14 protein-coding genes and 1 tRNA gene are annotated in these 15,451 nt (G+C 73.8%); 5 read left to right on the forward strand and 10 right to left on the reverse strand.

What is annotated here, in order from left to right; all coding sequences use genetic code 11:
* Window position 1: 1 nt before the first annotated feature.
* Genes ATL31_RS08380 through ATL31_RS08390 form a run of 3 tightly spaced genes read right to left on the reverse strand, consistent with a single transcriptional unit; the run spans window position 2 to window position 2,563 of the window.
* The gene (locus tag ATL31_RS08380) at window positions 2–772 is read right to left on the reverse strand and encodes an ABC transporter permease (RefSeq protein ID WP_101395363.1); all 771 of its coding nucleotides are present in this window, start codon (window positions 770–772) and stop codon (window positions 2–4) included.
* Window positions 769–1,416 carry an ABC transporter permease gene (locus tag ATL31_RS08385; RefSeq protein ID WP_101395364.1) on the reverse strand — a complete coding sequence of 216 codons (648 nt, stop codon included), beginning with the start codon at window positions 1,414–1,416 and terminating at the stop codon, window positions 769–771. Before ATL31_RS08385 ends, ATL31_RS08380 begins: the two co-directional genes overlap by 4 nt.
* A gap of 1 nt (window position 1,417) precedes the next feature.
* Window positions 1,418–2,563 carry an ABC transporter ATP-binding protein gene (locus tag ATL31_RS08390; protein ID WP_101395365.1) on the reverse strand — a complete coding sequence of 382 codons (1,146 nt, stop codon included), beginning with the start codon at window positions 2,561–2,563 and terminating at the stop codon, window positions 1,418–1,420.
* A gap of 148 nt (window positions 2,564–2,711) precedes the next feature.
* Between ATL31_RS08390 and ATL31_RS08395 the strand changes: the two genes are divergently transcribed.
* Together ATL31_RS08395 and ATL31_RS08400 are read left to right on the forward strand one after the other, a co-directional pair.
* Window positions 2,712–4,049 (forward strand): MFS transporter, encoded by a 1,338-nt coding sequence (locus ATL31_RS08395; RefSeq protein WP_158239815.1) that lies wholly within the window; start codon window positions 2,712–2,714, stop codon window positions 4,047–4,049.
* A 15-nt stretch (window positions 4,050–4,064) separates the two neighbouring features.
* Entirely contained in the window at window positions 4,065–5,522 is a 1,458-nt protein-coding gene (locus ATL31_RS08400) for an MFS transporter (RefSeq protein ID WP_101395367.1), read from the forward strand.
* Here the strand turns inward: ATL31_RS08400 and ATL31_RS08405 are convergent.
* Both ATL31_RS08405 and dcd read right to left on the reverse strand, forming a co-directional pair.
* On the reverse strand, window positions 5,485–6,237 hold the full coding sequence (locus tag ATL31_RS08405) for an alpha/beta hydrolase (protein WP_101395368.1): 753 nt from the start codon (window positions 6,235–6,237) through the stop codon (window positions 5,485–5,487). The genes ATL31_RS08400 and ATL31_RS08405 overlap by 38 nt on opposite strands.
* A 185-nt stretch (window positions 6,238–6,422) precedes the next feature.
* Entirely contained in the window at window positions 6,423–6,998 is a 576-nt protein-coding gene (gene dcd / locus ATL31_RS08410; RefSeq protein WP_101395369.1) for a dCTP deaminase, read from the reverse strand.
* A 117-nt stretch (window positions 6,999–7,115) separates the two neighbouring features.
* Between dcd and ATL31_RS08415 the strand changes: the two genes are divergently transcribed.
* Together ATL31_RS08415 and ATL31_RS08420 are read left to right on the forward strand one after the other, a co-directional pair.
* Window positions 7,116–7,186, forward strand: a tRNA-Gly gene (locus ATL31_RS08415).
* Window positions 7,187–7,792: 606 nt separating this feature from the next.
* Window positions 7,793–9,082: a D-alanyl-D-alanine carboxypeptidase gene (locus tag ATL31_RS08420; RefSeq protein WP_158239816.1), complete on the forward strand. Its 1,290-nt coding sequence runs from the start codon at window positions 7,793–7,795 to the stop codon at window positions 9,080–9,082.
* A gap of 42 nt (window positions 9,083–9,124) precedes the next feature.
* On the opposite strand, the gene ATL31_RS08425 is transcribed toward ATL31_RS08420, so the two are convergent.
* Complete coding sequence (locus ATL31_RS08425; protein ID WP_101395371.1) at window positions 9,125–9,673, reverse strand: hypothetical protein; 549 nt, start codon at window positions 9,671–9,673, stop codon at window positions 9,125–9,127.
* 237 nt (window positions 9,674–9,910) lie between these two features.
* Between ATL31_RS08425 and ATL31_RS08430 the strand changes: the two genes are divergently transcribed.
* The gene (locus tag ATL31_RS08430) at window positions 9,911–11,782 is read left to right on the forward strand and encodes an acyl-CoA dehydrogenase (RefSeq protein WP_101395372.1); all 1,872 of its coding nucleotides are present in this window, start codon (window positions 9,911–9,913) and stop codon (window positions 11,780–11,782) included.
* 21 nt (window positions 11,783–11,803) lie between these two features.
* Here the strand turns inward: ATL31_RS08430 and ATL31_RS08435 are convergent, their stop codons facing one another.
* The 4 genes from ATL31_RS08435 to ATL31_RS08450 all read right to left on the reverse strand — a co-directional run bounded on the left by ATL31_RS08435 (window position 11,804) and on the right by ATL31_RS08450 (window position 15,451).
* Window positions 11,804–13,327 (reverse strand): fatty acyl-CoA synthetase, encoded by a 1,524-nt coding sequence (locus tag ATL31_RS08435; protein WP_101395373.1) that lies wholly within the window; start codon window positions 13,325–13,327, stop codon window positions 11,804–11,806.
* Window positions 13,328–13,446: 119 nt separating this feature from the next.
* Window positions 13,447–13,698: a DUF6458 family protein gene (locus ATL31_RS08440; RefSeq protein WP_101395374.1), complete on the reverse strand. Its 252-nt coding sequence runs from the start codon at window positions 13,696–13,698 to the stop codon at window positions 13,447–13,449.
* A 119-nt stretch (window positions 13,699–13,817) separates the two neighbouring features.
* Window positions 13,818–14,015 carry a hypothetical protein gene (locus ATL31_RS08445; RefSeq protein WP_143598359.1) on the reverse strand — a complete coding sequence of 66 codons (198 nt, stop codon included), beginning with the start codon at window positions 14,013–14,015 and terminating at the stop codon, window positions 13,818–13,820.
* A gap of 71 nt (window positions 14,016–14,086) precedes the next feature.
* Window positions 14,087–15,451: an FAD-binding oxidoreductase gene (locus ATL31_RS08450; RefSeq protein ID WP_101395376.1), complete on the reverse strand. Its 1,365-nt coding sequence runs from the start codon at window positions 15,449–15,451 to the stop codon at window positions 14,087–14,089.

Raw genomic sequence — 15,451 nt, forward strand, 5'->3', positions numbered from 1 at the left:
GTCAGGCGCGGACGCGCGGGTCGTCGAGGAGCGAGGTGTCGGTGGCCTCAACCGGGGCGTTGCCGGAATCCTTCCCCCGGCCGCCGACAGCCCGGCTCCCCGCCCTCAGGCCGGGGGAGACGACCCGGCGCTGGACGAGGGCGATGGCCCCGTCGAGGAGCACCGCGAGCACGGCGACGAGGATCGCGCCGCCGGCCGTCGTGGGGTAGTCGCCGAGCGCGATGCCGTCGACGAGGTAGCGCCCCAGGCCGCCGAGGCCGATGTAGGCCGCGATGGTCGCCGTGGCGACCACCTGCAGCACCGCCGACCGCAGCCCGGAGAGCAGCAGCGGCAGGGCATTGGGCAGCTCGACCTGGCGCAGAACCTGCAACGAGCTCATGCCGACGCCCTCGGCCGCGTCGCGCGCGGCGGGGTCGACGGACTCGATCCCGGCGTACGTACCGGCGAGCAGCGGCGGGATCGCGAGCAGCACGAGCACGCAGATGCTCGGGATCGTGAAGGCCAGGGCGCCCCTGATCGTCGGTCCCAGCCACAGCGCGACGGCGAACAGCAGACCCAGGGTGGGCACGGCCCGGAGCGAGTTGGCCACGGTCACGAGCCAGCGCGCCCGCCCCGTGTGCCCGACCCCCAGCCCGATCGGCACGGCGATGGCCGCGGCCAGCACGATGACGACGACGGTGTAGCCGACGTGCTCGAGCAGCCGTGAGGGGATGCCGTCGCCCCCCGACCAGCTGGCGGGGTCGGTGAACCAGGACAGCAGCGAGGAGATCATGCCCGGCCCGCCTGTGCCCGCAACCACGGCGTGAGCATCCGGGTCCCGGCGACGAGGAGCAGGTCCAGGGCGAGCGCGAGCACGACGCACGCGGCGATGCCGGTGACGAGCTCCCCCCAGATCACCCGGTTGTAGCCGTCGACGAGCAGGTCACCGAGCTGGCTGACCCCGATCAGCGACGCGATGGAGACGATGCTGACGTTCGACACCGCCGCGACCCGCAGGCCCGAGGCGATGACCGGCACTGCGAGCGGCAGCTCGACGCCGAGCAGCCTCCGCAGCCCCCGGTATCCCATGGCCGTCGCCGCCTGCTCGACGTGGTCGGGGACCGCCCGCAGCCCGTCGGCGACGGTGCGGACGAGCAGGGCCACGGTGTAGATCGTCATGGCGACGACGACGTTGACGGGGTCGAGGATCTTCGTGCCGAGCACGATCGGCATGACGACGAACAGTGCCAGCGAGGGGATGGTGTACAGCAGGCCCGTCGTGGTGATGATCGCCGGGTAGGTGCGCGACCAGCTCTTCGCGGCCCAGCCCAGGGGCAGCGCCACGACGAGCCCCACGCCCAGGGGCAGCCCCGCGAGGTACAGGTGGGAGACGGCCAGGTCGAGGACGGTGCGCCAGTTGGTGCTCAGCCAGTCCACGTCAGGACCCGTCGCCCGCCACGCCCACGGCCCCGCCGTGGACGGGGTCGGCCTCGTCACGCTCGGGCCGGTCGGTCTCCTCGATGGCGTTGAGGACCTCGTGCGCCCGCACGGTGCCCACGAGCTCGCCGCTGTCGTCGACGATCACCCCGCGGCGCGACGGCGAGGACAGCGCCGCATCCAGCGCGCCGCGCAGCGAGCCGCCGGCGCGGGCGACCGTGCCGCCGCGGTGCAGGTCGGCATCCGTCACCGCCCGGCGCCCGATACGCGCCGGCTCGACCCAGCCGAGGGGATGCCGCTCGTCGTCGACCACCAGCAGCCACCCGGCGCCGGCGGGGGCATCCGGGATCTCACCGAGCACGATGCTGCGCTCGGAGCGCAGCGGCAGCCGTGGGGTGTCCTGGAACTGCAGGGCCCGGTAGCCCCGGTCGCGGCCCACGAAGTCGGCCACGAAGTCGTCGGCGGGGTGGGCCAGCAGGTAGGCGGGCTCGGCGATCTGGGCGAGGGTGCCGCCGACGCGCAGCACGGCCACCTGGTCGCCGAGCTTGATCGCCTCGTCGATGTCGTGGGTCACGAAGACGATGGTCTTGCCCAGCTCATCCTGCAGGCGCAGGAACTCGTCCTGCAGCTGGTCGCGCACGATGGGGTCGACGGCCGAGAACGGCTCGTCCATCAGCATCACCGGCGGGTCGGCGGCCAGCGCACGGGCCACCCCCACGCGCTGCTGCTGGCCGCCCGAGAGCTGCGCGGGGTAGCGCTCGCCCAGCTCGGGCGCGAGGCCCACGCGCTCGAGCAGCTCGTGGGAGCGGTCGCGGATCCTCTTCTTGTCCCAGCCCAGCAGCCGGGGCACGGTGCCGATGTTGTCGATGACCGTGCGGTGCGGGAAGAGGCCGGCGTGCTGGATGACGTAGCCGATGCCGCGGCGCAGCTCGGCCTGGTCCATCCGGCCGGTGTCCTGGCCGTCGAGGAAGATGGAGCCACGGGTCGGCTCGATCATCCGGTTGACCATCCGCAGGCTCGTCGTCTTGCCGCAGCCCGAGGGCCCGACGAGGACGGTGATCCTGCCCGTGGGGGCGGTGAGGGAGAGGTCGTCCACCGCGATCGTGCCGTCGGGGAACTGCTTGGTCACGCCGTCGAAGCGGATCATCGCTCGACCCTAACCGGAATCCGCGCAGGTGGTGAGGCTCGGCGAGGGGGTTCGACGGCAACCGAGACCGGATCGAGACCCGGGCCGCCGAGCCGTCCCGGGCCCGGTCGCAGGAATGCGCGACGGGGGCCCGTGGGTTCACCTCGGCGTGACCCCCCAGGCCCGACGCGTCCCGTTCCACCTCGGCGCGCTGTTCGGGCTGGCCGGGATGGGGTCGTCGTCGGCCTCGATCGTGCTGCGCGACCTGGCCTCCGACCTGGGGGTGGGCGTGGGGGTCGCGGCCTGGGCGATCAGCCTCTACGTGCTGATGCTCGCCGTCACCACCGCCGTCTACGGGCGGGTGGCCGACCTCGTCGGCGTGCGCACCCCCCTGCTGGTCGGCCTGGTCCTGATGGGCTCGGGGTCGCTCGTCTCCGCCCTGGCGCCGACCTTCGGGGTCGAGCTGGTGGCCCGGATGGCGCAGGGGGCGGGCGCGGCTGCCGTGCCGACCCTGGGCGTCACGATCCTCAACCAGCGCTACTCCGGCGCCGAGCGCGGCTACGCGCTGGGCCGGCTCGCGGCCACCGCCACGGCCATCGTCTGCGCCGGGCCGCTGGTCGGCGGCCTGGTCGACCAGTGGCTCGGATGGCGGGCCGTGATGGCGCTGCCGATCCTGGGCCTCCTCCTGCTGCCGGCGCTCTGGCCGTCCCTGACCCGCGAGGGCACCGGCGACCGGCTCGACGTCCTCGGCGCCGGGCTCGTGGCGGCGACGGCGGCCGGGTTGGTGCTGCTGGTGCAGTCGCCGACCACCGGGCTGGTCATCGCCGTCACCGGCGGGCTGCTGCTGGTCCTGGGCGCCCCCGCCGTCGCCGCCTGGGTGCGCCGCCGCCCCCACGGCTTCCTGCCCCGCTCGGTCATCCGCAACCCCACGGTGGTGCGTGGGGCGGTGGCCGCCGCGGCCGTGCCCGCCGCGTGGTTCGGCCAGCTCATCGCCGTGCCGCTCGTGCTGCTGCGCGAGGGCTGGGCGTCGTGGCAGGTCGGCCTGCTGCTGGTGCCGAGCATCCTGCTCTCGCCGCTCATCCCGCGGATCAGCGGCGGGCTGCTCGAGCGCCTCGGCGCCGCGCGCACCCTGGGCGTCGCCGGGGTGCTCGCCGCGGTGTCGCTGGCGCTCGCCACCGCCGGGGCCGCGCTGGTCTCGGTGCCGCTGCTGGTCGGCGCGCTGGTCACGGTGACCCTCGCCTTCGGGCTGGGCCAGCCGACGCTGAGCGCGGCCGTCAGCGATGCCGTGCACCCCGACGTGCGTGGAGTGGCCCTCGGGGTGGCCACGCTGCTCTTCCTCGTCGGCGGCAGTGTGGGGTCGGCCGCGGTGGCCGGGCTGGGCGACCTGTTGGGCGTGCCCGGGAGCCTGGCCGTGCTGGCGGCCCTGCCGCTGCTGGGGCTCGTCGTGCTGGCGCCGGAGCTGCGCGGCCGCCGGTCACCCGGCCGCACCGCCCCCGAGCCGGCCTGAGCCGGGGGCGCGTCGATGGAGCCCGCGGCCGTGCCCTCCGGCACCGACCCTCCGGTCGCCGCGTCCCCCGCGGGGACCGCCCCCGCCGCCGAGCTCCTGGAGCGCGGGTCCCACCGCGGGCGCGCCGTCCTCGCCGGGCTGACCCTCGGTAGCGGTGTCGCCATCCTCGACGGCAGCGTCGTCAACGTCGCGCTGCGCACCCTCGGGGCCGACCTCGGCGCCTCGCTCGCGCAGCTGCAGTGGGTCGTCAACGGCTACCTGCTGGCGCTGGCCTCGCTGGTCCTGGTCGGCGGCGCGCTGGGCGACCGCCGGGGCCGGCGCCGGATGTACCTCACCGGCGTGGTGTGGTTCGCCGCCGCCTCGGCGCTGTGCGCCGCGGCCCAGACCCCGGGCCAGCTCATCGCGCTACGGGTGCTGCAGGGGGTCGGCGCCGCGCTGCTGACCCCGGGCGCGCTCTCACTCATCCAGTCCTCGTTCCGCCCCGCCGACCGGGCCGCGGCCATCGGCACCTGGGCCGGGTTCTCCGGGGTGGCCGCCGCCCTCGGCCCGCTGGTCGGCGGCTGGCTGGTCGACCACGCGAGCTGGCGCTGGGTGTTCGGCATCAACATCCCGCTGTGCCTGGTGGTGCTGGCGCTGACCGCCCGCACCGTCCCCGAGAGCCGCGACCCCGGCCAGGCGGGGCGGCCGTTCGACGTCGCCGGCACCCTCCTGGGCGCGCTGGCGCTGGGGTCGCTGACCGCCGTCCTCACGGTGGCCACCACCGCGGGGATCGGGGTGCTGGTCGGTGGCCTCGCCCTCCCGGTGGTCGCCGCCGCGGGGTTCGTCCTGGTCGAGCGGCGCAGCGCCCATCCACTGGTGCCGCTCACGATGTTCTCGTCGCGGGTGTTCTCGGCGGCCAACGCGATGACGCTGCTGGTCTACGGCGCACTGGGCGCGGTCACCGTCTTCGTCGTCCTCCAGCTGCAGGCCGCCGGGTGGAGCGCGCTGTGGGCCGGCACCACGGCGCTGCCGGTCACGGTGGCCATGATGCTGCTGTCGTCGCGCGCCGCGAGCCTGGCGGCGCGCACCGGGCCGCGGCTGCCGATGACGGTCGGGCCGCTGGTCTGCGCGGCCGGGGTGCTGCTGCTCCTGCGCATCGGGCGTGACCCGGGCTGGCTCGACGTGCTCCCCGGGATGGTGGTGTTCGCGCTGGGGCTGGCCACCCTGGTGTCGCCGCTGACGGCCGCCGTGCTGGCGGCTGCGCCCGAGGGCCACTCGGGGGTGGCGAGCGGGGTCAACAACGCGGTGGCCCGCGCCGGTTCTCTGCTCGCCGTCGCGGCCCTGCCCGCCGTGGTGGGGCTGGTGGGCGAGGACTACCTCGACCCGGTGGCGATGACCGCCGGCTTCCGCGCCGCGATGGTGTGGTGCGCCGCGCTGCTGGTGGCCGGTGGGGCCGTCAGCTGGGTCGGGCTGGGTGCAGGAGCGCGTCGCTGACGAACTCGGCGACCGTGCGGTGCCAGAGCGCGGCGTGGCGCAGCATCGCGTGCTTCTCGTCGGGGACGGGGACGTGGCGGACGTCGGCACCGGTGGCGGCCCAGCGCTCGGCCAGGATGGCGGTGCGCCGCGGGTCGGTGATGCGGTCGCGGGTGCCGTGCATGAGCAGGACCGGCGGGTCGCCCTTGGGCCGGCGGGTGTCGCCCTCGACCCACGGGGCGAGCGCGGCCACGGCGGCGACGTCGGCCTCGGCCGCCAGCTGGAGCGCCACGCGGCCACCCATCGAGTGACCGACGAGCGCGACCGGTACGCCCGGCAGCACCCGGCGGATGCGGTCGAGGGCCCAGCGGGCGTCCTGCACCGGGTCCTGGCGGCTGCCGTTCCAGCCGCGGACGCGGTACTTCAGACGCAGCACGGCCAGCCGGTCGCCGCCGGTGTGCTCGACGGCGGTGGCGAAGGGCAGCATCCGCACCACCGGCAGGCGCCACCAGGTGACGGGGACACGGCTGCGGCTGGCGCCGCCGTGGAGCACGAGGACCACGCCGTCGGGGTGCGCCGGCACGTGGCCGCGCAGCTCGGCGCCGCCGCCGCCGTCGGTGGAGAGCAGGGCCGCCGCGAGGGCAGCCGCCGTCGGAGGCTGGTCGTCGGGACCCTCCGGGCGCGTGGTCTCGTGGATGCCCGGCGCGTGCCGGGCGGTGCTGTGCCGTGGCGTCATGGCACTCCCTCGTCAGCTGTTGCGGTCCGCCCTGTCCCCTGCTGGACGGCGGCCCGCACCCCGATACGTACCGGGCGCGGGTCGACGGGCCGGGGATGGACGGTTTCGTCGGCGTGTCGAGGGGGTTCGTCGCGGGCGCGACGACGGATGGGTGCCGCGGGCCTCGTGATGACGGGGTGGAGGAGTCAGACGTCGGCGCGGTGGAAGTTCTGGAAGCTCCGGCTGGCGGTGGGGCCGCGCTGGCCCTGGTAGTGCGAGCCGTACGCGGCCGAGCCGTAGGGGTTCTCCGCGGGTGAGCTGAGCCTGAAGAACGCCAGCTGGCCGATCTTCATCCCGGGCCACAACATGATGGGCAGGGTCGCGACGTTGCTCAGCTCGAGGGTGACGTGGCCGATGAACCCGGGGTCGACGAAGCCGGCGGTGGCGTGGGTCAGCAGCCCGAGGCGGCCGAGGCTCGACTTGCCCTCGACACGGGCCGCGAGGTCGTCGGGGAGGCTCACCGTCTCGAGGGTGGAGCCGAGCACGAACTCGCCGGGGTGCAGGACGAAGCCCTCGGCCGGGTCGACCTCGACGAGGCGGGTGAGGTCGGCCTGGTCCTGGGCGGGGTCGATGACCGGGTACTTGTGGTTGTCGAACAGCCGGAAGTACTTGTCGAGGCGGACGTCGACACTGCTCGGCTGGATCATGTCGGGGTCCCACGGGTCGAGGCTGACCCGCCCGGCCTCGACCTCTGCGCGGATGTCGCGGTCGGAGAGGAGCACGGGCGTCAGGCTACCCGTGGCGGCGGGCGCCGCCCACTGGGCGCGTCGAGACGGGCCGGGCGGTTGGGCTAGAGTGTCGGCGCCGGGGAGGTCGCTTGGACGATCTCGACCTGGCGCGCCGATGTAGCTCAATGGTAGAGCGCCAGCTTCCCAAGCTGGACACGCGGGTTCGATTCCCGTCATCGGCTCTGAACGAGGAATCCCCCGACACGCTTTTCGTCGGGGGATTCCTCGTTCAGACACGCAAGCACGGCGGGAATCGGGAGACGCCCATCGCGCGAAGCGCTCGACGCGACGGGTCCCGTCATCGGCTCTGACACGAGAGGGACCCAGGACACGCGTTTCGTCCTGGGTCCCTCTCGTGTCACTGGTGGGGAGGCCGGGAATCGGGAGACGCCCTTCGCGCGAAGCGCTCGACGCGACGGGTCCCGTCGCCCTTCGCGCGAAGCGCTCGACGCGACGGGTCCCGTCATCGGCTCCGGACAGCGGTCCCGTCATCGACCCGGATGCGGGCCAGCAGCGGCGACGGACGAACCCGGAGGGCGCGCGCAAGCCCGCTCGAGGAGGGTGAGCCCGCTGCAGCAGGCTCACGCACACCAACCCGGCTCGGTCACCAGTCCCCCGCGACGACCTCCTTCGACGGGGCCCTCACACGCGGCTGAGGCCCCCCTGGCATCCACGACTCGACACATGCCCCGAACGGCCGGATCCCACCCGTCCCACGGGTTACCCTCCTGGCAACCGTCGGCGGCAGGGGCCCGCGGCCCCACCGGTCGATCTCCACGAGGCTCATGATGCGTACGACTCCGTCCTCCCGCCGCCGCCGGCTCCTCGCCTGCCTCACCGCCGGCGCCGCCCTCCTCACGGTCGGCGCCACCTCGGCCACCGCCCTGCCGAACCCCGGCGCGCCCGCGAAGGCCCGGGTCTGGGTCGAGCCGCCCTCGACCGGCGACGCGCGGATGGCGTCGCTCCTCGCCAGCCGCTCGAAGGCCACGGTCTTCCAGGGCCGGCTCGCCGGGGCCGTCATGGATGTGCAGAGCAACCACGTGATCTGGTCGCAGAACGGCTCCGTCGGGTACATGCCGGCGTCCACGAACAAGCTCGTGACCTCCACCAACGCCCTCTCCACCTTCGGCCCCGACCACAAGTTCGTGACGTCGGTCGTCGCGGGCGCCACCGCGGACGCCGTCGTGCTCGTCGGCTCCGGCGACCCCGCGCTCTCCAGCGTGCAGCTCGACCGGCTGGCCAAGGCGGCCGCCGCCCGCCTCCTCGGCGCGTACCAGGCCACCGCTCGCGTCTACGTCGACGACTCCGCCTTCCCGACCCCGTCGCTGGCCACCGGCTGGCTCTCCAGCTACGTCCCGACCGACGTCGCCCCGGTGCGCGCCCTCGTGCGCGACCAGAGCAACGTCCCCGACAGCAGCGCCGACGCGGGCAAGTACCTCGCCTCCCGGATGGCGGCGTACGGCGTGCCGGCCACCTACTCGGGCCGCACCGCCGCACCGGCGGACGCCACCGTCTACGGTGCCTCCCAGGGCGCCACGCTCGCCGTCACGCTCAACCACATGCTCCTGATCAGCGACAACGAGGTCGCCGAGGGCCTGCACAAGATGGTCGGCAACGCGCTCGGCGACGGCGCCACGTGGTCGGGGGCCCGCGTCGCGCAGTCGGACGCCCTGGCGAAGCAGGGCCTCGCCGTCACCGCCGACTACGACGGCTCCGGCCTCTCACGCTCGGACCGGGTCAGCCCGCTCGAGCTGGTCCGCATCCTCGACCGCGCCCAGGACACCACCCGCCCGGAGCTCTGGCCCCTGCGCTCGTCGCAGGGCATGCCCACCGCGGGGCGCACCGGCACCCTGTCGGCCAGCTACGGCCGCTTCAGCACGGCGGCCAGCAGCTGCGCCGCCGGCCGCCTCTGGGCCAAGACCGGCAGCCTGAACGACGTCGTGGGCCTGGCCGGGTTCACCACCGGCGCCGACGGACGCCGCAAGGTGTTCGCGTTCCTGGTCAACGGCGTGCCGTCGACGCTGGCCGTGAAGCAGGCGGTCGACGTGCTGGGCGCCACGGTGGTGGGCTGCTACTGACGTCATGGCGGCCGGCGAGGGGCGCCGGTCGCGCACGGCACGTCAGGCGTGCGGGACGACCCAGTTGAGGACGGTCACGGCTCCGATGACCGCGCAGACGACGAAGACCGCGGCCACGATCCAGCCGATCACCTGGGCGCCGTCGAGCCCCGACGGCTCCTCGTCGTCCGGAGGCGCCTGACCCACGACGGCATCCGGCCCGGCCCCGTCGGGCAGCAGCGGCGAGGCCGGCTTGTCCAGGTCGGGGTCGCTGGTGAGGGCCCGGGCGCGCAGCGCCTCGATGCGGGGCGGGCGCGGCTCGTCGCGGAACGGCGCCGGGATGGAACGCCACATCACGGCGAAGTCGTCGGCCGACTGCTCGCGCCAGGCGGCCACGGCCTCGTCGGCCTCGGGGCCCCGGACCCCGGTGGTGAACCACGCCGCGCCGGCCCGCGGCAGGTCCCCCATCCCGTGGTGGACGTGGCCCAGCAGCGTCAGGGCCGGCGCGTCGCGCACGGTCTCGAGGTGCTCGGCCAGCAGGTCGCGCGCCTGCCAGGCCCGGCCCTGCTCGATCAGCTCGCGCGCCCGGGCGACGACGTCGGAGCCGCTCATGCCACCACCCCCTGCTCGACGGGGCCGGACACGCCGCGGGAGGGCGGGCGCGTCGAGACCCCACGCTGTACGACCAGCGCCGCCGGGACGATGCTCATGGCGCGAGTATGCCGCTCGCGGCCCCCGCGACGGGCGGCGCCGCGCGTGCCACCGCGGCCGAGCCACCTCTTGCGTCGTGTTACCGGTCGGTAGCATACTGCTGAGCAAGCGCTCACTCATGCGACGAGAGGACGACCCGTGGGTCACTACAAGAGCAACCTGCGCGACATCGAGTTCACCCTCTTCGAGGTGCTCGGGCGCGGGGACGTCCTGGGCTCCGGCCCGTACGAGGACCTCGACGCCGACACCGCCCGCGAGATGCTCAAGGAGGTCTCGCGCCTGGCCGAGCACGAGATCGCCGAGTCCTTCGCCGACGCCGACCGCCACCCGCCGGTCTACGACCCGCAGACCCAGGCCGTGACGATGCCCGCCTCGTTCGCGAAGTCCTTCGCCGCGTACCGCGACAGTGGCTTCTGGGCCATCGACCTGCCCGCCGAGCTCGACGGCACCGTCGCGCCCCCGAGCCTGCGCTGGGCCGTCAACGAGATGCTGCTCGGCGCCAACCCCGCGCTGGCGATGTTCGCTGCCTCCTACTCCTTCGCCAAGCTCCTGCACGAGCTCGGCACCCCCGAACAGCAGCGGCTGGCCCGTTGGATCGTCGAGAAGGGCTGGCACTGCACGATGGTGCTCACCGAGCCCGACGCCGGCTCCGACGTCGGCGCCGGCCGCACCAAGGCGGTGCAGAACGCCGACGGCACCTGGACCCTCAGCGGCGTCAAGCGCTTCATCACCAGCGCCGAGTCCGACCTGGTCGACAACGTCGTGCACTTCGTCCTCGCGCGTCCCGAGGGGGCCGGCCCCGGCACCAAGGGCCTCTCGCTCTTCATCCTGCCCAAGTACGCCGTCGACCTCGAGACGGGTGAGCTGGGCGAGCGCAACGGCGTCTACGTCACGAACGTCGAGAAGAAGATGGGCCTGAAGGTCTCCCCCACCTGCGAGCTCACCTTCGGCGGTGACGTGCCGGCCACCGGCACCCTGCTCGGCGAGGTCCACGACGGCATCGCGCAGATGTTCCACGTCATCGAGAACGCGCGGATGATGGTGGGCACCAAGGCGATCGCCACCCTGTCGACCGGGTACCTCAACGCGCTCGAGTACGCCAAGCAGCGTGTGCAGGGCGCCGACCTCACCCAGATGAGCGACAAGGCGGCGCCGCGCGTCACCATCACCCACCACCCCGACGTGCGCCGTTCGCTGATGCTCCAGAAGGCCTACGCCGAGGGGCTGCGCGCGCTGGTGCTCTACACCGCGAGCCAGCAGGACGTCGTCGACCAGCACCGGCTCACCACCGGCGACGCCGTGCCCGAGCCCGGCTCGGCCGCCGACATCGCCAACCGGGTCAACGACCTGCTGCTGCCGATCGTCAAGGGGCTGGGCTCCGAGCGGGCGTGGGTGCTGCTGGGCACCGAGTCGCTGCAGACCTTCGGCGGCTCCGGCTTCCTCCAGGACTACCCGGTCGAGCAGTACGTGCGCGACGCCAAGATCGACACCCTCTACGAGGGCACCACGGCCATCCAGGGCATGGACTTCTTCTTCCGCAAGATCGTGCGCGACAAGGGCCAGGCGCTGACCCACCTCTCGACCCAGATGCAGGAGTTCGCCAAGGACCTCGGGCAGCACGGCGGGCGCATCGACCGCGAGCGCGAGCTGCTCGGGCAGGGCGTCGACGACGTGCAGGGCATCCTCGGCTACATGGTCGGCGAGCTGATGAAGGCCGACCCGCGCCAGGGCGGCGACGCCTCGAACCTCTACAAGGTCGGGCAGAACACCTCCCGGCTGCTGCTCGGCGCCGGCGACCTGGTGGTCGGCTGGCTGCTGCTGCGCCAGGCGGCGGTGGCGCTCGATGCACTCGCGGCGGGCGCCGAGGGCAGGGACAAGGACTTCTACGAGGGCAAGGTCGCCGCGGCGCAGTTCTACGCCCGGCAGGTGCTGCCGCGCCTCGCCGCCGAGCGGGCCATGGCGGAGGCCAGCGACAACGACCTCATGGACGTGCCCGAGTCCGCGTTCTGACCGGGCCGCGGCCGGAGCGGCTCAGGCGTCGAGGCGGTCGCGCAGCACCCGCTTGAGGAGCTTGCCGCTCTGGTTGCGCGGCAGCTCGTCGACGAACACCACCTTCTTGGGGACCTTGTAGGACGCCAGGCGGGTGCGCGCGTGGGCGATGATCGCCGCCTCGTCGACGTCCTCGCCGGGGCGGCGGACCACGACGGCCGTGACCGCCTCGATCCACCGCTCGTCCGGGGTGGCCACGACGGCGACCTCGGCGACGGCCGGGTGGGTGTAGACGGCGTCCTCGACCTCGCGGGAGGCGACCAGCACGCCGCCGGTGTTGATGACGTCCTTGATGCGGTCGACGACCGTGATGTAGCCCGCCTCGTCGCGCACCACCATGTCGCCGGAGTGGAACCAGCCGTCGCGGAAGGCAGCCTCGGTCTCGTCGGGCTTGTTCCAGTAGCCGGTGCACAGCTGCGGCGAGCGGTAGAGCAGCTCGCCGCGCTCACCCGCGGGGACCTCGGAGCCCTCCTCGTCGACGACCCGGGTCTCGACGAACAGCACGGTGCGCCCGCAGGCCTCAGGGCGCTCCTCGTGCTCGGCGGGCAGCAGCACGGTGGCCAGCGGGCCGATCTCGCTCTGCCCGAAGCAGTTGTAGAAGCCGATCTCGGGGAGCCGCGCGGCCAGGCGGTCGCGCACCGGCCCCGGCATGATCGAGGCGCCGTAGTACGCCTTGCGCAGGCTCGTCAGGTCGGCGGTGGCCAGCGCCTCGTGGTTCGACAGCGGGACCCACACCGTGGGGGCCAGGAACAGCGAGCGGTGCCGGTCGGCCGCCACCCGGCGCAGGATCTCGGCGACGTCGGGCTTGGGCAGAAGGGTGTTGGTGCAGCCCAGGGCCAGTGACGGCAGCAGGAACACGTGCATCTGGGCCGAGTGGTAGAGCGGCATGCAGTGCAGCGGGTCGTCGTCCTCGGCGATCTCGAGCCCGGCGATGCACGACACGTACTCGTGCACCAGCGCGCGGTGCGTCATCGTCGCGCCCTTGGGGGCCGAGGTCGTGCCCGAGGTGTAGAGCAGCTGCACGAGGTCGAGCTCGCCGACCTCGACGTCGAGCGCCGGGACCGCACCGGCCGCCCAGCCGGGCAGGAGGGCGTCGTCGGTGCCGTGCAGCACCAGCACCTGCTCGAGCGCCGTGCGCGCGCGGACCTGCTCGACCCCGGCGCGCAGCGGCTCGTCGACGAGCGCCACCCGGGCGCCCGAGTCGGCCAGCAGGTACTCGAGCTCGCCGCCGGTGAGCGCGAAGTTGACGGGCACGTGGACCAGGCCGGCCCGGGCGCAGCCGAGGAAGGCCAGCAGGTAGGCGTCGGAGTTCAGGCCCACCGTGGCCACCCGGTCGCCGTGGGCCAGGCCCAGCGCGAGCAGGGACGCGGCCGCCCGGGTGACGCCGGCGTCGAGCTCGCGGTAGCTCCACTGTCGGTCGGCGAACCGGAGGGCGACCTTGTCGCCGAACCGCTGTGCGCTGCGCCGGACGACGTCGTCGACGGTGCTCGACCGTGGGTCACTCATGCCCGGACCCTAGGCAGCGGGTCGGCGGGGGTCAAGCATCCGGACGGGGACCCGGACACGGCGACGGCCCGCCCCCTGTCGGGGACGGGCCGTCGGACGTGGTGCGGTGTCGCCGCAGGTCAGAGCGGGTCGACGTCGGTGCGGTCGACCCGGGTGCCGGTGGCGGGGTCGACGGTGGACTGGCGGGTGGCGGTGTAGCCACGGGTGGCGCGCCCGCGCATGGCGAACGACAGGATGATCGCGAGCAGGCCGGCGACCATCAGGATGATGCCGACGAGGCTGAGGTTGATGCCCGCGACGGCCGTGGTGCCGACGGCGAAGAAGAGGATCGCGCCGACGACGAGCAGGAAGATGCCGAGTCCGATGTACATGTCAGTCTCCTGGGGTGGCCGGGGTCGGATGGCCGACAACGCACACTACCTGCGACGACGCCGTCTGTTGAAGGTTGGTGCAGTCTTCCGTACCGGCGGGTCGCGACCGGCGGCGGAGGCTAGACCCAGCCGCCGCGGTCGGTCATCCGCGTGTGCTGCGCGGCGGCCGTCTCGGCGGAGTACGGGGTGTCGGACGAGGCCGGCGGCCCGACCCGGTCGTGGCGGCGCCCGATGTACTGGCGGGCCCAGACGACGACACCCGCGACGGCGGCGAGCACCAGCAGCCCGAGCATGACCATGGCGAACGGTGTCGGCACGGGTTCCCCTCTCGTCGGCCCCGGCGGTGCGGGGTCCTCAGTGTGACGCCACCGGGGGGCGACGTCCAGCCTCAGACGAACGAGCCGGGGTTGAGGATGCCGTCGGGGTCGAGCGCGGCCTTGACCCGGCGGTTCAGGGCCATCGCGGCCGGGCCGATCTGGTCCTCGAGGCAGCCCGCCTTGAGCCGCCCCACGCCGTGCTCGCCGGTGATGGTGCCGCCGAGGGCGATGGCGGCGTGCATGACGTCGTCGAACGCCAGCCGGGCGCGACGCTCGGACTCGGGGTCGCCCGCGTCGTACACGATCGCGGGGTGGGTGTTGCCGTCGCCGGCGTGGGCGACGACCGGGATCTCGACCTGGTGGCGCTGGGCGATGGCCTCGATCTCGGCCAGCAGGGCCGGGAGCTGGGGCACCGGCACCCCGACGTCCTCGGGCAGCACCGCCCCCCGCGGCTCGAGCGCCGTGAAGTGCACGCGGCGGGCCTGGACGAACATCTCGCCCTCGGCCGGGTCGTCGGTGGCCTCGACGTCCTTGGCGCCGCAGAGCTCGCAGGCGGCCACGATGGCGGCGACCTCCTCCTCGCGGGAGGCACCGGGCGCGTCGGACTGGACGAGGAGCAGTGCGCCGGCGTCACGGTCGAGCCCCATGGGGCGGAAGTCCTCGACGGCGTTGATCGAGGCGCGGTCCATCAGCTCGACCATGCTGGCGCGCACGGTGCGCCCGATCTCGATGACGGCGGCTGCGGCGTCGGCCACGGTGGGGAAGATCGCGATGACGGTGGACGCCGGCTGCTGGGCGGGGACGAGGCGCAGGACGGCCTTGGTGACGATGCCGAGCGTCCCCTCGGAGCCGACGAAGAGCTTCAGCAGCGACAGCCCCGCGACGTCCTTGACCCGCTTGCCGCCCAGGGTGACGAGGGTGCCGTCGGCCAGCACGACATCCATCCCGAGCACGTAGTCGGTGGTCACGCCGTACTTGACGCAGCACAGGCCGCCGGCGTTCGTGGCGATGTTGCCGCCGATCGAGCAGATCTCGAACGAGCTGGGGTCCGGGGGGTACCAGAGGTCCTCCGCGGCGGCCGCCTTCTTGACCTCGACGTTCAGGGCACCCGGCTCGACGACGGCGACCTTGGCGGCCGTGTCGATCTCGACCGCCCGCATCCGCTCGAGGCTCAGGGTGACGCAGCCGTCGACGGCCATCGAGCCGCCCGAGAGCGACGTGCCGGCACCGCGGGGCACGACGCCGATGCCGTGGCGGGTGGCCCAGCGCAGGGTCTCCTGGACGTGCTCGGCCGACTCGGCGCGGACGGCGGCGCGGGGGGTCCCGACGCTCGAGTCGTGCGTCCAGTCGTGGCGGTACTTCTCGAGCGCGGCGGGGTCGGTGACGACGACCCCTGCGGGGAGGGCGTCGGCGAGCTCCTTGACGACATCGTCCAT

This window comes from Phycicoccus duodecadis (genome assembly GCF_002846495.1).
GTDB lineage: Bacteria > Actinomycetota > Actinomycetes > Actinomycetales > Dermatophilaceae > Phycicoccus > Phycicoccus duodecadis.